This window comes from Mycobacterium sp. URHD0025 (assembly GCF_000426065.1).
GTDB lineage: Bacteria > Actinomycetota > Actinomycetes > Mycobacteriales > Mycobacteriaceae > Mycobacterium.
The window spans coordinates 111,619-131,144 of the sequence record NZ_AUEQ01000001.1 but is presented as its reverse complement, the minus strand read 5'-3'; the positions used below and the strand labels follow the sequence as shown (position 1 = coordinate 131,144).

The window sequence follows — 19,526 nt, the reverse complement described above, 5'->3', positions numbered from 1 at the left end:
GTGGACTTCCGAGCTGCTCTGCTCGACCAGACCCGGAGCTTCGGGGAGCTGATCGCCTCCAGCGATCCCGAGACGCCGGTGCCGACCTGCCCGGACTGGACGCTCAAGCAACTGTTCCGCCATGTCGGGCGCGGAAACCGTTGGGCGGCACAGATTATCTCCGAGCGCCGGGTCTCGCCTCTCGACCCCCGCGAGGTCCACGACGGGAAGCCGCCCGACGATCCGGACGCCGCGATCGACTGGCTCAACGCGGGCGCGGCCCAGGTTCTCAAGTCGGTGGACCAGATCGGCACCGATGCGAGGGTGTGGACGTTCCTGGGTCCCAAACCCGCGGGTTGGTGGGTACGGCGACGCGTTCACGAGGCGGCGGTACACCACGCCGACGCCGCACTGGCCGTGGGAACCGAGTTCGTGCCACCGGCCGACCTCGCCGCCGACGCGGTCAGTGAATGGCTCGAGATCGCCACCGGTATGGCCAAGAAGCGGCACGGAGTACCCCTCGCGTTGGGCACCAGCATCCACCTGCATGCGACCGACGACGGTCTGGGGCCGACGGGGGAGTGGACGGTGGAGCACGACGAAGACGGGCTCGAGTGGTCTCACAGTCACGGCAAGGGCACGGTCGCGCTGAAGGGCCCGGCTCACAAGCTGCTGCTGGCGGTCACGCGCCGGGGCACGGCTGCCGACCTCGGGCTGGAAGTGTTCGGCGACACCGCAACCTGGGACGCCTGGCTCGACCGCACACCGTTCTGAGAGGCGTAGGTTTCGTTCATGACCACATCCGAGATCGCGACGGTTCTGGCCTGGCATGACGCGCTGGACGAGGACGACAACGACACCCTGATAGCGCTGTCCAGCGATGACATCGAGGTGGGCGACGCCAAAGGTGCCGCCCAAGGGCACGCCGCCCTGCGTGAGTGGGCCGCGTCCACCGGGGACACCGTGACGCCCGGGCGGATGTTCGTGCACGACGGCGTCGTGGTCGTCGAACAGACCATCATGGCGGCCGACGGCACCACCCGCACCGGCGCGACGGCGTTCCGGGTGGTGCACGACCACGTCACGTCGGCGTTCCGTCACGACACCCTGGCCGCCGCGCTCGCCGCCACCGAGCTCACCGAAAAGGACCTCGCGGGCTGACGCCACGTCAGGGCAGGGCGGCGAGCACCTTGTCGAGAGTGACCGGCAGATCCCGCACGCGTACCCCGGTCGCGTGGTAGACGGCGTTGACCACTGCCGCGGCTGCGCCGACGATGCCGATCTCGCCCGCGCCGCGGGAGCCCATCGGATTCAGGTGCTCCTCGACCTCGTCGAGCCAGATCGCGTCGACATCGGGAACATCCGCGTGCGCGCTGATGTGATACGACGCGAGATCCTGGGTGACGACGTGCCCGAAGCGCGGGTCGCGGACGCTCTCCTCGTGCAGCGCCATGGAAAGCCCCATGGACATGCCGCCGATCAGCTGGGAACGTAGCGTGCGCGCGTTGATGGCACGCCCCACCGAGAAAACTCCGAGCATCCGCGGAATCCGGATCTCCCCGGTGTCGCAGTTGACGTGCGCCTCGACGAAGTGGGCGCCGAACGACTGCACGGTGAATTTCTCGGCGTCGGGGTTCTGCGGTGCCTCAGCCTCGGCCGTCACACCGATATGAGGGTGCTCCCCGTGTTCGCGGCGAAACTGCTTGGCGGCAGCCACTATCGCCGAACCCCACGAGGTGATGCCGGACGAGCCGCCCGCCACCGAAGCCTGCGGTAGATCCGTGTCCCCGATGTGCAGGTCCACTGCCGCGACATCGCAGTCCAGGGCGTCGGCGGCGATCTGGGTCAACGCCGTCCACGTGCCGGTGCCGATGTCGGCCGCACCGATCTGCACCGTGTAGCGGCCCTGCTCGATGTGGGCGATGCGTGCCGTGTTGCCCTCCATCGCCATGCCCGGGTAGGTCGCGGCAGCCACCCCGGTGCCGATAAACCAGTGGCCGGCAAGATATTTCGCAGGCCGCGGGTCACGCGGAAACCAGTCGAAGCGCTGAGCCCCGACGCGTAGGCATTCGATGAGGCGACGTCCCGACCACGGTTTACCCGATTCGGGATCCACCTCTGGTTCATTGCGGGCGCGCAGCTCGATCGGGTCGAGATGGCAGGCCACCGCGAGCTCGTCCATCGCGACCTCGGCGGCGAACGTGCCCGGGCACTCACCCGGGGCCCGCATCCAGAACGGAACGGGAACGTCGAGCGTGGCCAGCCGATGCGACGTACGCCGATTCGGGCAGGCGTACATCTTGCGGGACGTCACGGCCGTCTGCTCGGCGAATTCCTTGACCGCCGAGGTCTGTTCGATCACCTCGTGCGCAAGGGCGACGAGCCGGCCGTCCCTGTCGGCGCCCAGCCGTACCCGCTCAATGGTCGGGGTTCGGTAGCCGACGAGCGAGAACATCTGCTGTCGGGTCAGAGCGAGTTTCACCGGGCGCCCGTCGGCGCGCTGAGCGGCCAGCACGGCCAGTACATCGTGGGCGTGGGGTGCCCCCTTGGACCCGAATCCGCCGCCCACATGCGGGGCGACCACGCGCAACCGTTCGGGCTGCAGGTCGAACAGTGGGGCCAGCGTCTTGCGCACGACGTGCACACCTTGGGTGGAGTCGTACAGAGTCACCGCGGGTTGACCGTCGCGTATCGCCCACTGCGCGATACAGGCGTGAGGCTCCATGGGATTGTTGTGCTCGATCGGCGTGCGGTAGGTCTGATCGACGGTCACCTCGGCGGTGGTCAGCGCCGTGTCCACGTCACCCTGATCGGTGTCGGGAGGAAACGACGGGTTGACCGACTCGGGTCTGTACAGGCTGGGGTGATCCGCCGACAGTTCCGTGTCGTGAGGCGCTTCGTCGTAGTCCACCCTTACCAGAGCGCTTGCCTCCCGGGCGATTTCGGCAGTCTCGGCGAGGACGCCACCGATGAGCTGCCCGCGGAAGTGCACCTCATCGTCTTGCAGGATCGCCAATTCGCCATCGGACGTATCGGCGAGCCGGGGAGCGTCGAACACGGTCAACACGTCGAGTACGCCGTCGAGAGCGAGGGCTCCGGTGGTGTCCATCGCCACCACGCGGCCACGTGCGATGGTGGCCTGGATGGGATGCAGGTAGGCCGGATGCTCGACCTGCTGCTCGAAGGCGTAGCGCGCGGTTCCGGTGACCTTGGCCCGGCCATCGGTGCGGGCCACAGGCTGACCGATGGCATGGGGTTCGACGAGGGTCATGGCCGCCTCCGCTCGGTCAGCATGCGTAACTGGGCGATCAAGGTACGGCGGGCCAGGGCAACCTTGAACTCGTTGCCCGGTAACGGCTCGGCCTGCTTGAGCTCCGCGTCGGCCGCCGCGGCGAACGTCTCCGCCGAGGGTTGATCGCCGGTGAGAACCTGCTCGGCGCGCCGCGCCCGCCACGGCTTGTGCGCCACACCTCCCAATGCGATGCGCGCCGAGCCGATCTGGAACGTCGAGGTGAAAGTCAGCTCGGCGGCGACCGACACCAGCGCGAATGCGTAGGACGCACGGTCACGGACCTTGCGGTAATCCGAGGCCGCTCCTTCCGGCGGAGCGGGCAGCTCGACCGCCGTGATCAGCTCGCCATGCCCCAACACGGTGTCGCGGTCTGGTTGGTCGCCCGGAAGGCGATAGAACTCGTCGACCGGTATCCGGCGTTCTCCGTCGCTGGTCTGCACCACCACCTGGGCATCCAGCGCACACATTGCCACCGCCATGTCCGACGGGTGCACGGCGATGCACTGCGGGGACGCCCCGAGAATGGCGTGGTAGCGGACGTAGCCGCCCAACGCCGAGCAGCCGCTGCCGGGAACCCGCTTGTTGCACGGTGTGGTGACATCCTGGAAGTAGGCACATCGGGTGCGCTGCAGCAGGTTTCCGGCCGTGGTGGCAGCGTTGCGCAGTTGACCTGACGCACCGGACAGCAGGGCCCGCGCCAGCATCGGATAGTGCGAGCGGATCACCGGGTTGGCGGCCAGATCGCTGTTGCGGACGTTCGCGCCGATGCGCACGCCGCCGTCAGGGATGGTGACCGTCTCGGCCAGGTCGAGCCGGCTGACATCGACCAGTAGGTCCGGTTCCGCAACGCCGAGCTTCATGTGATCGACCAGATTGGTGCCACCCGCGAGATACGCGGCATGTGGATGCTCCATCAGCATCGCCACCGCCTCGGCGGGGCTGGTGGCGCGGTGATAGTCGAACGGTTTCATTGCGTGGACGCCAGCCCGATCGCCGCGACGATGTTCGGATATGCCGCACACCGGCACAGGTTGCCGCTCATCCGTTCGCGGATCTCGTCATCGGTGAGCACGGGTGAGAGCTCGAGATCATCGGTGACGAAGCTGGGGGCACCCGCCTTGGCTTCGTCCAACATGCCTACCGCAGAACATATCTGGCCTGGTGTGCAATAGCCGCACTGGAACCCGTCTTCGTCGTAGAACGCCTGGGCCACCGGATGCAGTTCACCGTCGTGCTCGAGCCCGGCAGCTGTGGTGACCGACGCTCCGTCGGCGGCTGCCGCCAGAAGCAGGCACGTGGTCACCCGGCGACCGTCGAGCAAGACGGTGCACGAGCCGCACTGGCCGTGGTCGCAGCCCTTCTTCGGGGCTGTGACGCCGAGCCGCTCACGCAGGGCGTCCAGCAGCGTCATGCGGTTGTCGACGGTCAGACTGCGCCGGGTTCCGTCGACTTCGAGCGTGATCGCGGTGCTGTGGTGATCGGGCTGACTCACCGTCGCCGAATACCCCGGCCGGCGGTAGTCAAACGTGTCGGTTCAGTGCCTGCTGGTCTGCCTGCTTGTTTGCCGGCGTCGCCAGCACCGCGGCGATCCCCGTCGTCAACGGAACCGACAGCGCCAGGGCGATGCCGCCGACGGCTGAGCGGGCGATCTCGATCGCCACGCTCTCTCCCGTCAGCACGTCGGGGAGTGACCGATTGGCGACGCTGAACAACAGCAGCAGCGGCAACGCGCTACCGGCGTAGGCCAGCACCAGGGTGTAGACCGTGCTGGCGATGTGATCACTGCCCACTCGCATGGCGCCGGTAAAGATCGAGCGCCTGGTGCCGCCGTGCTCGGCGAGCTCGAACACCGCCGATGCCTGGGTGATGGTCACGTCGTTGAGCACACCGAGTGAGCCGATGATGAAACCCGCCAGCAGCAGACCGGTGATCGACACATTGCCCAGATAGGCAGCGACCTCGTTGTTCTGATCCTCGGACAGGCCGGTCAAATGAGCCAATTCGATTGCTGCCCAGGACAGAATGGCGGCCAACAACAGCGAGGTCAAAGTGCCCAGCAGGGCCGCGCTGGTGCGCAGGCTGACGCCGTGGGCCAGGTAGATCACCGCGTAGAGAATGGCTGCCGAGGCCACGAGTGACACCGGTATCGCGGGGGCGCCGTCGCGCAATGCGGGTAACAGGAAGATCATCAGCACCGCGAATGCGACCACGATGCCGATGATGGCGCGCAATCCGCGCCAGCGCGCCACGGCCACGATCACCACCGTGAACGCCACGGCCAGTGCGATCAGCGGCCAGGTGCGCTCGTAGTCGAAGAACGCGTAGCTCGTCGTGCCGGCCTGGTCGACCTGACGGCTCACTCGGATGCTGTCTCCGGCAACAAGATTCGGCTGTCCCGGCCCGGTGGTGAACTCCAGCAGCGTGTCGGCGCCCTTGTTCGGGCCGGAATCGATGGCCACCAGGTTCTGCACACACGTGCCGCCACCCGGCTCGGCGGGCTGCGGTTTGGCCGTCAGCACGCCGCCGGCCGACGGGCTGCCGCAGTCAGCGAGGCTGCTCGAAACAACGTGGCCCGCCTCGGTGGTGACAGCCCCGCCCGCGGCATTCTGGAAAGGCAGCGGGATGTCCACCTTCTGATGGCTGGGCCACAGCACGCCGGCGCCGACGATGACCGCCAGCCCGATGGCGACCAACAGGCCGACGACGATGCGGGCGGCCAACGGACCCAGCGGAGATGGGCCTGCCAGCGAATGCGAATGAGAATGCGTGTGCGCCACCCCGACAGACTAGAGCGGTCGGCTGCCTGGTTCCTGGCGCCTACTGCCGGTAGCCGACCAGGAAGTTGCCCAGCCGCTCGATAGCCTGGGCCAGGTCACGTGCCCACGGCAGAGTGACGATGCGCAGGTGATCCGGTGTGGGCCAGTTGAATCCCGTGCCCTGCGTCAGCAGGATCTTCTCCTGCAACAGCAAGTCGAGCACCAACTGCTCGTCGTCGTGGATGTCGTGCACCTCGGGATCCAGGCGCGGGAACGCGTACAGCGCACCCGCCGGTTTCACGCAGGACACTCCCGGGATCTCGTTGAGCTTGGTCCATGCGACGTCGCGTTGCTCGAGCAGCCGGCCACCGGGCAGTACGAGATCGTCGATGCTCTGATGCCCACCGAGCGCCACTTGAATCGCATGCTGCGCAGGCACATTCGGGCACAACCGCATATTGGACAACAGGCTGATGCCCTCGATGAAGCTGCTCGCGTGCTCCTTGGGGCCCGTGATCACCAACCAGCCGGCGCGGTAGCCGGCGACCCGGTAGGCCTTGGACAGTCCATTGAAAGTCAGGCACAGAAGGTCAGGCGCCAATGTCGCCAGGGAGATGTGCTTGGCGTCGTCGTAGAGGATCTTGTCGTAGATCTCGTCGGCCAACAGCAGGAGCTGATGCTTGCGCGCCAACTCGACCATCTGCTCCAGGGTTTCGCGGCTGTACACCGCGCCCGTGGGGTTGTTCGGGTTGATCACCACGAGCGCCTTGGTGCGCTCGGTGATCTTGGACTCGATGTCGGCGACGTCAGGATTCCAGCCCTGGGTCTCATCGCACATGTAGTGGACGGGCGTGCCGCCGGCCAGTGCGGTCGAGGCAGTCCACAGTGGATAGTCCGGCGCCGGGATGAGCACCTGATCCCCGTTGTCGAGCAGCGCCTGCAGGGTCATGGTGATGAGCTCGGAGACGCCATTGCCCAGATACACGTCGTCGATGTCGAACCGGGGGAAGCCCTCGACCAGTTCGTACCGGGTGAACACCGCGCGGCGCGCGCTGGCAATGCCCTTGGAGTCGGAATAGCCCTGCGCGTACGGCAGGGCCTGGATCATGTCGCGCATGATCACGTCGGGTGCCTCGAAGCCGAACGGTGCGGGGTTGCCGATGTTCAGCTTGAGGATGCGGTGACCTTCGGCTTCCAGCCGCGAGGCATGCTCGTGTACCGGTCCACGGATCTCGTACAGGACGTCCTGCAGCTTCGTGGACTGGGCAAACGTACGCGGCTTCGGGTGCTGACCGGTCTGCCACGGCAACTGGTGAGTAGTCACGCTCACCATGGTCTCATCACCGTCCACCGAATTTGGAATTTGCCGACGTTATCGGTGGTCACCGCCACAGTCTGCCGATTTCACGCTGCGGGTCTTCCTGTCATTCGGATGGCAACCCGCTGTGGATTCGCTTGGGCGGCCGCGCGCCGGGAACAAACCTGCGCAACCATGGCTGGAACACAAACCGTTGCCGATTTCCCCAGGTCAGAGGGTATTTGAGTCGGCAACAACTCGACACGATTGGCAATCCACATGGCACGAATCACCGGCATTTTCCGAGTCAACACGCTGGCCGCGGCACTCGGCGGCAGCGCCGTCGTCGCGATGGGTGTCCTCGCTGCGACCCTGGGCGGAGCACAGGAACAGGGCCCGGCGACCGTCGTTTCCGGCGGATCGATGACCCTCGGTGAAACCACGACAGTCACCTATACCGGCACCATCGCCCCGGCGGTCGCGGCGCCTCCGGTCAAAGCCAAGCCCTTCGGTGGTAGCGGAAGCTGATTCCCCGGATACGCCGAACGGCCACCTCCGTTGCGGAGATGGCCGTTCGGTGCGTTGACGACGTGCTCAGCGCTTACCGGGGCGCTTGGCGCCCGGCTTGATGCCCAGGCCCACGACCGGAGGCTCCGGTTTGGCGGGTTCGGCGGGCTTTTCGGCCTCGGCCGGCTTTTCAGCCTCCGGCTCCGGCGTCGGCTCGGCGGCAGGTGCCGCGGGAGCGGCCGGAGCAGCCGGTGTGGACTTCTTCGCGCCCGGACGACGCGCACCCGCCGCGATACCGAGGCCGACCACTGGAGGTTCCGGCTTGGCCGGCTCGGCCGCCGGAGCGGCAGACTCAGCCGGAGCGGCAGGCTCGGCTGGAGCCGCGGGAGCGGACGCCGCCGGAGCAGCCTTCTTGGCGCCCGGACGCTTCGCGCCGGCCGCCAGGCCCAGACCCTTCACCGGTGCCGCGGGAGCTGCCGGAGCTTCCGTCGCGGGAGCGGCAGATTCAGCCGGAGCCGACGCGGCGGGAGCCGCCTTCTTGGCGCCCGGCCGCTTGGCACCGCCGGCGATGCCCAGACCCTTGACGGGAGCAGCCGGTGCGGCGGGGGCCTCGGCTGCCGGAGCTGCCGATGCGGCCGGAGCGCCAGCCTTCTTGGCGCCCGGACGCTTCGCGCCACCGGCCATGCCCAGACCCGTGACCGGAGCCGGAGCTGCTGCCGGGGCCGCGGGAGCCTCCGCCGCAGGAGCTGCCTCGGCTGCCGGGGCCTCCTCGGTGACAACCGGTGCCGCGGCTTCGGCCTTGGCCTCCGCTGCGGCCCGAGCCTCGGCGCGCTTCTCGGATTCCTTTGCCGCGGTGCCCTTTTCCGGCAGCGTGACAGTGCTCTTGTCCAACGAGTTCAGCAGCAGCTGAGCCACGTCGAGCACTTCGGCCTTGTCGACGTTGCGGGCCGCGGCCACGTCGTCGACACCGTCGGTGATCATCACGCGGCAGAACGGGCAGCCGGTCGCGATGGTCGAGGCGGTGTCCATCGCCTCTTCCGTGCGCTCGACGTTGACGCGCTTGCCGATATGCTCTTCCATCCACATGCGCGCGCCACCGGCACCACAGCACAGGCCGCGGTCGGCATGGCGGGGCATTTCCTTCAGCGTCACACCGGAGGCCTCGACCAGCTCACGCGGCGCCTCGTAGACCTTGTTGTGGCGGCCAAGGAAGCACGGGTCGTGGTAGGTGACCTCGGGGCCGCCGGTGGACTTGACCGGCACCAGCTTCTTGTCCCGGACCAGCCGGTTGAGCAGCTGTGTGTGGTGCACCACGGTGTAGTTGGCGCCCAGCTGCGGATATTCGCGGCCGATGGTGTTGAAGCAGTGCGGGCAGGTGACCACGATCTTGCGGTCGACCGTCTCGACGCCCTCGAACAGCTCGTTGATGGTCTCGACGTTCTGCGCCGCCAGCTGCTGGAACAGGAACTCGTTGCCGGAGCGGCGAGCCGAGTCACCGGTACAGGTCTCACCGGTGCCCAGCACCAGGAACTTCACGCCCGAAGCGGCGAGCAGTTCGGCGACGGCCTTGGTGGTCTTCTTGGCGCGGTCCTCGTAGGCGCCGGCGCAACCGACCCAGAACAGGTACTCGAAGCCGTCGAAGCTCTCCACGTCCTCGCCGTAGACCGGCACGTCGAAGTCGACCTCGTCGATCCAGTTGGTGCGGTCCTTGGCGTTCTGGCCCCAGGGATTGCCCTTGGTCTCCAGGTTCTTGAACAGCACGCCGAGCTCACCGGGGAACTCCGACTCGACCATGACCTGGTAGCGGCGCATGTCGACGATGTGGTCGATGTGCTCGATGTCGACGGGGCACTGCTCGACGCAGGCACCGCAGTTGGTGCAGGACCACAGCACGTCCGGATCGATGACGCCGCCGGCCTCCGCCGTACCGACCAGCGGGCGCAGGGCCTGCTCGGGTCCGGAGCCCTCGATGCGGGCGAAGCCGTCTTCGGGCACACCGTGCCCGTGCAGGCTGTCGCCCAGCTTGGCGAAGTCGACCGAGCCCTCCTCGGGCATCGGCTTGCCCTCGATGATGTAGGGAGCCTTGGCGAACAGGTGGTCGCGCAGGTTCATGATGACGAGCTTGGGAGACAACGGCTTACCGGTGTTCCAGGCCGGGCACTGCGACTGGCAGCGACCGCACTCGGTGCAGGTGGCCATGTCGAGGTTGCCCTTCCAGGTGAAGTCCTCGATCCGGCCCTTACCGAACACCGCATCCTCGGCGGGGTCCTCGAAGTCGATCTGCTCGCCCTTGTACTCCATCGGCAGCAGCGGGCCGAGACCGTCGGGCAGACGCTTGAAGGTGACATTGATGGGCGCCAGGCCGATGTGCAGGTGCTTGGAGTGCAACACGATCAGCAGGAAGGCGAGCATGACGCCGAGGTGGGCCAGCAGTGCGATGCTCTCCAGCCACACGTTGGCGGTGTGCCCCAGCGGGGCCAGCAGCGCGGCCATGCCGTCGGAGAAGAATGCGCCCGACTGGTAGGGGAAGTCCTCGTCCAGCACGTTGACGGCCGCGCCGCGGAAGACCGCGTAGGTGGCGATGACCAGGAAGATCATGATCAGAATCGTCCAGGCGCCGCCGTTGTGCGAGCCGTAGAAGCGGGATTCGCGGCCGAGCTGCTCGGGATTCTTCCGGATACGGATGATCGCGAAGACGATGATGCCGGCCAGCACGGCGACGGCGAAGAAGTCCTGTAGGAAGCCCAGCACCGCCCAGCGGCCGACGAGCGGGATGTGGAATTCGGGGTCGAACAGCACGCCGTAGGCCTCGAGGTACACCGTGGCCAGGACGAAGAAGCCCCACATGGTGAAGAAGTGCGCGAGACCGGGGATGGACCACTTCAGGAGCTTCGACTGAGCGAAGACCTCCTTGTTCTGGTTCAGGAAACGCTGAACCAGATGGTCCTTACGGCCGCGTTCGTCGCCGACCTTCTGCCCCGAGCTGATGAGCTTGGTCAGCCACAGCACACGCTTGGCGGCGAACGCCAGCACGACGAGCGTGGCGAGCACACCGAGAATCAGCCGCGACACCACAAGGGTGTGTTCGAGACTCTCCACAGAAACGCCTCCATTCGCGAGTTACTCGCGGGTAACTTGGGCATAGTTACCCGTCGGTAACTTAGCTTCCTTCAGCTCATAGTGACATTTACTCGTTTCTTACCGCTACCGAGGCTTGCCTAACTTGGAGCTCACTGTGTTCGAGGTCTCAGCCTTGAGGCGCCAGCATCGCCCGCAACATCGACAGCATTTCCGTGCGCGATTCGGCGCCGAGGCGGCGCCGGATGCGGGCCACATGATGCTCGACGGTCTTCGCCGAGATGAACAGTTGGCTGCCGATATCGCGGTAGGGCATCCCGAGCAGTAGTAGTTCGGCCACCTCCCGCTCGCGGTCGGACAGCTTGGTCGACGACGGGGCCGGGGCGGCCTGAGCGGCGATGCCCGCCGGAGCCGCCGAAGATCCCGGCGCGGCCGCCACCTCGTCGGCCGCACTGCTCTGCTTGAGATCGCGGGCCAGTTGCAGCATCGCCTGCGATACCCGGGCATCCGGAGTCTGCAGTGCGGCCTGACTCGCCAGTCGGGTGCCGTCCCAGGTCAACCCGAACTGGGCCAGCGCTCGGGCGGCCGTCGTGACCTCATCGGTGTCGACGTGGTTGGCCAGCACCCGCAGCCAGGTGCGGCCGGCGTTCGCCAGGGCGCGGGCGAAGGCACTCTGCCCGGCCGCGGCGGTGAGTGCCTGACCGTGCGGGGCGACGGCGCCGGGCGAGTTGGCCAGAATCCCGGCGTGCACACCCGCCCAGTGCAGGGGCACCGACCACAACACCGGATCGCCGAGTGCTGTGAGCAGTTCCCACGCCCCGGACAGCGAGTGTTCCAGGCGGTCGATCTGGCGCATGCGGGCCCCGGCCACCCACAGCTCGCCCAGCGGCAACAGGGAGAACAGGTCGATCGAGTACTCGGCGAGCACCTCCACCGCCGCATACCAATACTTCTGGACCGCGCCGCTGTCCCCGCTGCGCCGCGCGATCGCGGTACGCAGCGCCGCCGCCCACAGGGCGTCGCGCCGGTGCAGCGCGTCACCGGCTTCGGCAGCGGCGGCATCCGCGCCGGCCGCGGCCAGCTGGCCGTCCTGCATCTTCACCCAACCCAACAGCAAGCGATGCCGCGCCGCGCTGAAGGCCTCCTCGCCCACGCCGTCCACTCCGCCGGCACGCACGGCCCGGCTGATCACACTGCGCGCCCGCACCGAGTCGCCACCGTGCAGTGCCGCCAGCGTCACCAGCGCGGCCGGGGTATCGGGTGCGACGCCGCCGGCTTGATAACCCGTGACGGCGTGATTCAGCCGGGCCACGGTCACGGCGAACGGCTGGTCCAGCGACAGCACCAGACCTTCGGCCAGGCTGCGTGCCGCCCGCGCCGTCGAGGTGGGCGGCCCCGCCGCCTCCGAGCTCGACGACGCGCGCGCGGCCTCGCGGTCACCGGCCGCGAGGAAGGCGGTGGTGCTCGCCGAACTCGTCAGGATGTCGGGATAACTCCCGAGCCACCGGAACAGGTCGGCGGCCTGGGCGGCGTTGCCGTCGTGCATGGCGACGCTGGCCGCGATCCGGACCGCGGTGGCGCGTTCGGCCGGATCGTCGGAACCCAGCAACTCGTCGGCCATCCGGGCCGCCGTGGTGCAGTCCCCGGCCAGGGCCAGGGCATCGGCCAGCCGGGTGCTCACCGCCGCCGCGCCGGCCGTGACCGCTGCGCGGTAGAGCCTGGCCGCCCGGGCCGGCTTGGCGCGATTGTGTGCGGCGTGCTCGGCGAGCGCCTCGGCCAGCCGATCATCGCGCAGGCCATGTTCGGCCAGGCGCATCGCGAGATCGGCGGACAGTGTGGACAGCTCGAGTTGTGAAGCGAGAAGGCAGGTTTCGATCTCGTGGTGGCGGGCCGCCCCGGCGATCTGGGCGAGTGACTCGTGAACCATCCGCACGAATCGCCGGTCGTGTGACGGCTCCACCAACCCGCCGGCGCGGGCCCGGTCGACAAGGATCGACGCCTGGGCGCCAGGCAACCGCAGGGCCGCCGCCACGTCGTCGGGGCCCAGATCCTGGCTCAACGACAGGATCAGCAGTGCGTCGCGGGTGTCGTCGTCAACCCGGCGTAACCGCTGCAGCAATGCGAACCGGGCGGCTTCCGCCGGCGCGTCGGCCGCAGCTGCCGCCGACAGCAGAAACGGCAACCCGGCCGTCGCGGCAAGCACCGATCGGACGGTTTCCTGCGTTGCCGGGGCGTTCGGCGCCGTCCCCAGTAGCCGGCCCACCTCGGCGGCGGTCAGCGGCCCGAGCCGCACCACCGGATTCTCCCGCTCCAGCGCGGTGTCCAATGTCTGCAGCGGCGGGCGATGCGTCAACGGCTCGCCGGCCACCACGACTGTCGCCGACGGGTCGGCGACTTTCTCTGTGAGACAGTCAATTTCGCTGTCACCGAGAAGATGTACGTCGTCGACGACGAATGCCGCCTCGGGCGCGTCATCCGGTCGGGGCGCCCGCGTCAGCACCATGCGGCCGGCGTCGCGCAGCGCCCCGCGGATCTCGGCCAGCACCGTGCTCTTCCCGGTTCCGATGCCACCGGACACCAGCCGCTTGACCGGTGCGGTGGGGTTGGCCGATACCGAATCGATTGCCGACCGGGCAGCCGGCGGAAGCTCCGAAACGGGCTCCGGCACGGTCATCAGCGCCGGCCTACGCGCCGCCGCCGGCCTCTGCCGCAGTGGTCGTGGCCGGCGGCTGGGTCGTGGTCGGCGGACGTGTCGTCGTCGGTGGCTGCGTGGTCGTGGTCGGCGGTTGCGTCGTGGTCGTTGTGGTGCGGGTGGTCGTGGTGGTCGACGGAGTTGTCGTCGTCGTTGTGGTCGTGGTGGTGGTCGGACTGGTGGTCGTGGTGGTTTCCGGTGCCGACGTCGTCGTCTCCGGCGGCGGGGGTGGCGGTGCGACGACCGTGGTGGTTTTGACCCCGTCGGGACCCTCGGTCACGGTGGTGACCGGCTCAGGCGGCGGCCCCTCCGGTGACGGCCCCATCGAATACGTGGTGCTGGTCTCGGTGACCGGAGACGAATCCCCTTCGGAACTGGTCAGAGTCACCGCGAGGCCACCCGCGGCGAGCAGCGCAGCGGCGGCTGCGGCCCCGAACAGGATCGTCGGGCGTTTGTACCAGGGCAGCGGCGCCGGACCGGCGTCGAACATCTCCTCGTCGTGGGCGAACTCGACGGGCGGGCGCGCCGCCGTGTTGCCCGCGGGCGTCTCGTATTCACCGCCCGCGTAGGGCACCGGCTCATTGCCGGGAGCGTCGTCCTGCGACCAGGCGAGGGCACCGAAGTTCTCCGAGTCGGCGCCGGCGGCCGGCCCCAGACTGGTCGGGGCCATGCCCGTCGGCAGGTCCGCGGCGGCGACCCCGGGAGCCAAACCCGTTGGGGCGTCGGCGGCGGCCACCTCGGGCGCCATCCCCGTCGGTGCACCCGCGTCGATGACGCGTTCGGCGATCAGCGTGGCACCGGCAGCGACATTGAACTGCGGGCCGGCGGTGGTGGCGACAGGTGCGCGCAAACGCTCTGAAAGCCGCTGGGTGACAAGGGGAATCGCCGCGCCGCCGCCAACAGTTGCCACCGCGTTCACGCTCGACAACGCAATGTTGTTGCGCTGCAACGTGTCTTCGATGGCATCCAACAGCCCGGCAAGCGGTGCGGACATGAGTTGGTCGAGCTCGGGGCGGGTCACCCGGACATCGGAGTTGAACCCCGGCAACTCGGTGTGAATCACCGTGGCGGTGTCGGCGGACAGTCGCTCCTTGGCCTGACGGCACTCGGCCCGCAGCCGTGCCAGCGAGCCGACCGCCGCGGTGCCCGCCGGATCGGCGTCGTTGGCGGCGGCGACACCGCTCAGCACATGGTTGAGCAAGGCCTGGTCGATCAGGTCACCGGAGAAATCGGCATAGCGCACGGTCGGGCCCAGGGTGGCGAACGCCGCACCGGCGTCGGCGAGTGTGACGCTGGTGCCGCTGCCGCCGAAATCGCACAGCACCACGACACCATCGGGAGGCAATCCCGGATCGGCCTGCAGCGCCGCCAGCGCGGTCAGGGAGTCCGGCACCAGCCCGGGCGGGGTGCCATCGGTGGCCAATGCGGGATAGCGGGGCAGCACGTCGCGCAATGCGCCGACGGTGCTCGGACCCCAGTGCGCCGGGACGGCGATCACCACCGGTGAACCACCACCGGCGAGGCGTGCCATCGCGGCCAACGCCTCGGCCAGCACCAGTTCACCGCGATGCTGCGAGCCGTCGGCGGCGACCAGCGGCACAGGATCGCCCACCCGCTCCACGAAGCCGGCCAGCGGCAGGCCGCTGCCGGTGTACTCGCCCACTTCCGGGGCACGGTCATTGTGGAGGGTGAGGATCGATCGGCGGATCACCGGTTGGCGGCCTTCGCGGGCTGCCACCAGGTTGGTCATCCCGATCGACAACCCCAGTGAGTCGGTCATCAGGCGTCACTCCTGTTGTCTCGGCCGAACGAACCACCACCCTAGCGGCTCGGACACCCCGGACCCGTGATTGAACCCCTAGTGGCGTCAATCCCCTAATGTCCACCCCCCTAATGGAGGGGCGGCAGGGGTGGGTTCGGCACCGATCCCAGCGCGCTCACAGCTGGCTAGCATTCAAATCGAACTGTTGAGGAGGTGGAGCATGGCGAACACATTGCTGGACTTTGTGATGTCGTTGGTACGCGATCCCGACGCCGCTGCCCACTATGCCGCCGACCCGGCGCAAGCCATTGCCGAAGCCAATCTGACCGATGTGACCAGCGTGGACGTCAACAACCTGATTCCGGTCGTGTCGGAGTCGCTGTCCATGACCGGGGCCAACGGCGGGTTGGGCGACGCGGGTGCCGCCGACCCGGGAGGCAACGTGTGGGCCAGCGGGGCGGCCACCGCGGCGTTCGACGCCTTCGGGGATCACGTGCCGCTCGATGCCCCCAACGACGCCTGGGACAGCACCGCCGGGCGGGTCATCGACCAGCCGGACTCCCTGGACCATTTCGCGTCGTCGGTCATCGACGATGGCGGTCTGGTGGACCAGCCACTCGACGACCTGTCGCTGCAGCTCAACGAGCCGGTCATCGAGGACGCCGCGGTCGTGGACCCGGCTCCGGAAGGCGATTGGGCCCACCCGGTGCTCGACGACCAACACCACACCGACAGCGGTGGCGGATTCGACATCTTCGACTGATCTACCCTCGCGTCCCGATAAGCGCACGACCCACGCGGTCGTGCGCTTATTGCGTTTACCAGCAGAAACGTCAATAGGCCCGGGGTGTCCACAGTTGCCCCTAGCCATCCCCTAACCCCCTATTGGGGCGTCCCCCTCCACCCCGAGTAGGGGCGATACGGGGAGGGGAGTCCACCCCGTTTCCGGGGCTGTTGCGTCGCCATAACGTTGTCTCCAGATCGCCGGAGAGCCCGGCGGGGGACTCACCAGAGACTCCCAGAAACATCCGAAAGGTTGGAGAAATGACCACTCTGATCGACTTCATCCTCGAGCTCTTCCGCAGCCCGGCAGCCGCGGCGGCCTACGTCGCCAACCCCGAGGGCGCACTGCGCGACGCGGGACTGCCCAACGTGTCGGCCGCCCAGCTGGCCTCCGTGGCGGCATCGGCTGCCCCGGCCGGCATCGCGCTGGGCAACGGCGACCCGGTCTACGGACTGCAGCGGGCGGTGGCCGACTACCACAGCATCGGTTCCCCGTTCTCCCCGCAGACGGCCTTCACCTCGCAGCCGACCTTCGCGCCGGAGACCAACACCGATTTCATGAGCGGTAACTCGACCGATCTGGCCAGCCACAACAACGTCCCGATCATGAGCCCCAACCAGGACGCGGGTGCCAACGCTCAGCAGGGCGCGTTCAACCTGGGATTCGGGGACATCACGTTGGGAGACAAGACCTCCAACACCGCCACCAACGGTGCGGTCGTCAACACCGGCCACGCCGACGGGCCCATCGTCACCGGCGACGGTGCGGTGCTGGGCCACGGCAACACCGTCAACAACGGTGATGTTTGGGCCGGCTCCGGCTCACACGTCAACGTGGGTGAAGGCAACGCCATCGAGGACAGCTCGCAGCACGCCGGCGGGAACGTCATCTCCGGCAACGACGGCCCGGTGATCAGCGATGTCGACATGAGCGGCGGCCACGGCGGTGGTGCCAGCGCCAGCGGTGGCGGCGGCCTGCTCGGCATCGGCGGCGGACACGCCAGCGGTGGCGACGGCGGCAACGCCGGAAGCATCGTGATCAGCGACAGCTCGAACCACGCGGTGGGCGGCAACCAGACCACCGCCGGTCACGACGTGGGCAGCGGCAACAGCAGCGTGATCGACTCGTCGGTGCACACCTCGACGTCGACCTCGACCACGCACAATGTCGAGGACAACTCGTCGAGCTACTCGTCGAACATCGCCTCGGGCAACGAGTCTCACACCGCGCTCGGGTCGGGCAACGAGTCTCACACCGCGCTCGGGTCGGGCAACGAGTCTCACACCGCGCTCGGGTCGGGCAACGAGACTCACACCGCGCTGGGCTCGGGCAACAGCTACGACTCGCACTCTCACACCGACGTGGCGTCCCACAACCCGATCGAAACCGGGTTCGACGCCTTCTGATCCACATCGCATCGCAACGGGCGGAGACCCCAACCTGGGGTCTCCGCCCCTTCATGCGCTTACGGTGGACTCCGCAGGAGGGAACGTTTTCATGACCCAACCGACGGCTCAGCCGACGCAACCGAATGACCCGCGCAAGGTCAGGGTGATCGTCGAGCTCATCGACCACTCCACCAAGATCGCCGCCGCGCGCGACCGGGCAGACCTGGTGGAACGGCTGGAAGTGGCCAACCGACGGATCAATGATCCGCAGATCCGGGTGGTCATCGCCGGCCAGCTCAAACAGGGCAAGAGTCAACTTCTCAACTCGCTGCTGAACGTTCCCGTGGCACGCGTCGGCGACGACGAGAGCACTGTGCTGGCCACGGTCGTCTCATATGGGGAACAGCCCACCGCGCGTCTGGTGGTGGCGCGGCCCGACGGCGCCGAACCCGAGCTGATTCCCATCTCTCCCTCGGACCTGACCAAGGATCTGCGCCGAGCACCCGAGGCCGGTGGCCGCGAGGTGCTTCGCGTCGAGGTGACCGCCCCCAGCCCGCTGCTCAAAGGCGGCCTGGCATTCATCGACACCCCAGGCGTGGGCGGGCTTGGGCAGCCGCACCTTTCGTCGACCCTCGGTCTGCTGCCCGATGCGGACGCGCTGCTCATGGTCAGCGACACCAGTCAGGAGTTCACCGAACCGGAGATGGTCTTCATCCGCCAAGCGGTCGAAATATGTCCGGTGGCCACGATTGTCGCGACCAAGACCGATTTGTACCCGCATTGGCGTGAAATCGTCGGAGCCAATATCGGCCACCTGCAGCGGGCCGGCGTGAGCATTCCCGTGACACCCGTTTCCAGCATCCTGCGCAGCCATGCGATCCAGCTCAACGATAAAGAGCTCAACGAGGAGTCGAACTTCCCGGCCATCGTGAAGTTCCTGTCCGAACACGTGCTGTCCCGAGAGAACGATCGCGTACGGGATGAGGTGGTAGCCGAAATCCATTCGGCCGCAGAACATCTGCTACTGGCAGTGGAATCCGAACTGGCATCCTTCAATGATCCGGGCGAACGGGAGCGGTTGACCGCGGACCTGGAGCGGCGCAAGGAGGAAGCCCAAGAAGCTCTGCAGCAGACGGCGCTGTGGCAGCAGGTGCTCAATGACGGCATCGCGGACCTGACCGCTGACGTCGATCACGATCTGCGTCACCGATTCCGCAACATCACCGCGCACACCGAGAAGGTCATCGACTCCGGCGACCCCACGCTGCATTGGGCCGAGATCGGCACCGAGTTGGAAGAAGCGGTGGCGACCGCTGTCGGCGACAATTTCGTCTGGGCCTACCAGCGTGCGGAGGCACTGGCGGCCGAGGTGGCCCGCACCTTCACCGAGGCGGGACTGGAGGCGGTGCAGCTGCCGCAGATCGACGCCAGGGACATGGGTGCCGGACTCGGTGAAATGAAATCGCTGGCCCGGCTGGAGGCCAAACCGATCAAGGCCGGGCACAAGGTCATCACCGGTATGCGCGGTTCGTACGGTGGCGTGCTGATGTTCGGCATGCTCACCTCCTTCGCCGGGCTGGGTATGTTCAACCCGCTCTCACTGGGCGCCGGTCTGGTGCTGGGCCGCAAGGCCTACAAGGAGGACATGGAGAATCGCATGCTCCGGGTGCGTGGTGAGGCCAAGGCCAACATTCGCAGATTCGTTGACGATGTCGCCTTCGTCGTCGGCAAGGAATCGCGGGACCGGCTCAAGGGCATCCAACGTCAACTGCGCGACCATTACCGGGGCATCGCCAACCAGACCACCCGCTCGCTCAACGAGTCTCTGCAGGCCACTCTTGCCGCGGCGAAGACCGAGGAGAACGAGCGCAACGCCAGGATCATGGAACTGGAACGTCAGCAGAACATCCTCACCCAGGTGGTCCAGCACGCCCAGAATCTGTCCAGGCAGGCACCACTAGGCTCCAACAGTTAGTTCCCGGGTGTTTTTG

Annotated in this window: 14 protein-coding genes; 6 read left to right on the top strand and 8 right to left on the bottom strand. The window is 67.6% G+C overall.

The features are described from left to right. Together H977_RS0100615 and H977_RS0100610 are read left to right on the top strand one after the other, a co-directional pair. Positions 1-753, top strand: coding sequence for a maleylpyruvate isomerase family mycothiol-dependent enzyme (locus H977_RS0100615; RefSeq protein WP_029106041.1), 753 nt, complete (start codon positions 1-3; stop codon positions 751-753). 18 nt (positions 754-771) lie between these two features. Beyond that, positions 772-1,140 carry a nuclear transport factor 2 family protein gene (locus H977_RS0100610; RefSeq protein ID WP_029106040.1) on the top strand — a complete coding sequence of 123 codons (369 nt, stop codon included), beginning with the start codon at positions 772-774 and terminating at the stop codon, positions 1,138-1,140. Positions 1,141-1,147: 7 nt separating this feature from the next. Here H977_RS0100610 and H977_RS0100605 read toward each other — a convergent pair whose 3' ends face one another. From H977_RS0100605 to H977_RS0100585, 5 genes are read right to left on the bottom strand one after another with little or no spacing between them, the layout of a single operon-like run. Next, positions 1,148-3,250, bottom strand: a complete 2,103-nt coding sequence (locus H977_RS0100605) for a xanthine dehydrogenase family protein molybdopterin-binding subunit (protein WP_029106039.1) — start codon at positions 3,248-3,250, stop codon at positions 1,148-1,150. After that, complete coding sequence (locus H977_RS0100600) at positions 3,247-4,242, bottom strand: FAD binding domain-containing protein (protein ID WP_029106038.1); 996 nt, start codon at positions 4,240-4,242, stop codon at positions 3,247-3,249. Before H977_RS0100600 ends, H977_RS0100605 begins: the two co-directional genes overlap by 4 nt. Beyond that, positions 4,239-4,763, bottom strand: a complete 525-nt coding sequence (locus H977_RS0100595) for a 2Fe-2S iron-sulfur cluster-binding protein (protein WP_029106037.1) — start codon at positions 4,761-4,763, stop codon at positions 4,239-4,241. The genes H977_RS0100600 and H977_RS0100595 overlap by 4 nt, the downstream gene beginning before the upstream one ends. Positions 4,764-4,791: 28 nt before the next feature. Beyond that, on the bottom strand, positions 4,792-6,048 hold the full coding sequence (locus H977_RS0100590) for a YibE/F family protein (protein WP_029106036.1): 1,257 nt from the start codon (positions 6,046-6,048) through the stop codon (positions 4,792-4,794). 40 nt (positions 6,049-6,088) lie between these two features. Further along, positions 6,089-7,378: a pyridoxal phosphate-dependent aminotransferase gene (locus H977_RS0100585; protein WP_029106035.1), complete on the bottom strand. Its 1,290-nt coding sequence runs from the start codon at positions 7,376-7,378 to the stop codon at positions 6,089-6,091. Positions 7,379-7,603: 225 nt separating this feature from the next. Between H977_RS0100585 and H977_RS0100580 the strand changes: the two genes are divergently transcribed. Next, positions 7,604-7,852, top strand: coding sequence for a hypothetical protein (locus tag H977_RS0100580; protein WP_029106034.1), 249 nt, complete (start codon positions 7,604-7,606; stop codon positions 7,850-7,852). A 66-nt stretch (positions 7,853-7,918) separates the two neighbouring features. Here H977_RS0100580 and H977_RS0100575 read toward each other — a convergent pair whose 3' ends face one another. The 3 genes from H977_RS0100575 to H977_RS0100565 all read right to left on the bottom strand — a co-directional run bounded on the left by H977_RS0100575 (position 7,919) and on the right by H977_RS0100565 (position 15,381). Beyond that, a complete protein-coding gene (locus tag H977_RS0100575) occupies positions 7,919-10,930 on the bottom strand; it encodes a heterodisulfide reductase-related iron-sulfur binding cluster (protein WP_029106033.1) in 3,012 nt (1,003 codons plus the stop codon). Positions 10,931-11,078: 148 nt separating this feature from the next. Beyond that, entirely contained in the window at positions 11,079-13,583 is a 2,505-nt protein-coding gene (gene iniR / locus H977_RS0100570; RefSeq protein ID WP_029106032.1) for an isoniazid response ATPase/transcriptional regulator IniR, read from the bottom strand. Positions 13,584-13,593: 10 nt separating this feature from the next. Beyond that, positions 13,594-15,381 (bottom strand): Hsp70 family protein, encoded by a 1,788-nt coding sequence (locus tag H977_RS0100565; protein ID WP_029106031.1) that lies wholly within the window; start codon positions 15,379-15,381, stop codon positions 13,594-13,596. A 202-nt stretch (positions 15,382-15,583) separates the two neighbouring features. Here H977_RS0100565 and H977_RS0100560 point away from each other — a divergent pair, with 202 nt between their 5' ends. The 3 genes from H977_RS0100560 (at position 15,584) to iniA (ending at position 19,510) form a co-directional block, all read left to right on the top strand. Continuing rightward, positions 15,584-16,126, top strand: coding sequence for an Rv0340 family IniB-related protein (locus H977_RS0100560; RefSeq protein WP_029106030.1), 543 nt, complete (start codon positions 15,584-15,586; stop codon positions 16,124-16,126). Between the two features lie 281 nt (positions 16,127-16,407). Then, complete coding sequence (locus H977_RS0100555; RefSeq protein ID WP_029106029.1) at positions 16,408-17,553, top strand: IniB N-terminal domain-containing protein; 1,146 nt, start codon at positions 16,408-16,410, stop codon at positions 17,551-17,553. 91 nt (positions 17,554-17,644) lie between these two features. Beyond that, positions 17,645-19,510 (top strand): isoniazid-induced dynamin-like GTPase IniA, encoded by a 1,866-nt coding sequence (gene iniA / locus H977_RS0100550; RefSeq protein WP_036474726.1) that lies wholly within the window; start codon positions 17,645-17,647, stop codon positions 19,508-19,510. Positions 19,511-19,526: the final 16 nt, after the last annotated feature.

What these genes read in the sequence shown, in the direction of transcription:
- H977_RS0100610 (WP_029106040.1), top strand. Translation starts at nt 772, where the DNA reads ATGACCACATCCGAGATCGCGACGGTTCTGGCCTGGCATGACGCGCTG.
- H977_RS0100605 (WP_029106039.1), bottom strand. Translation starts at nt 3,250, where the DNA reads ATGACCCTCGTCGAACCCCATGCCATCGGTCAGCCTGTGGCCCGCACC.
- H977_RS0100600 (WP_029106038.1), bottom strand. Translation starts at nt 4,242, where the DNA reads ATGAAACCGTTCGACTATCACCGCGCCACCAGCCCCGCCGAGGCGGTG.
- H977_RS0100580 (WP_029106034.1), top strand. Translation starts at nt 7,604, where the DNA reads ATGGCACGAATCACCGGCATTTTCCGAGTCAACACGCTGGCCGCGGCA.
- iniR (WP_029106032.1), bottom strand. Translation starts at nt 13,583, where the DNA reads ATGACCGTGCCGGAGCCCGTTTCGGAGCTTCCGCCGGCTGCCCGGTCG.
- H977_RS0100565 (WP_029106031.1), bottom strand. Translation starts at nt 15,381, where the DNA reads ATGACCGACTCACTGGGGTTGTCGATCGGGATGACCAACCTGGTGGCA.
- H977_RS0100560 (WP_029106030.1), top strand. Translation starts at nt 15,584, where the DNA reads ATGGCGAACACATTGCTGGACTTTGTGATGTCGTTGGTACGCGATCCC.
- H977_RS0100555 (WP_029106029.1), top strand. Translation starts at nt 16,408, where the DNA reads ATGACCACTCTGATCGACTTCATCCTCGAGCTCTTCCGCAGCCCGGCA.
- iniA (WP_036474726.1), top strand. Translation starts at nt 17,645, where the DNA reads ATGACCCAACCGACGGCTCAGCCGACGCAACCGAATGACCCGCGCAAG.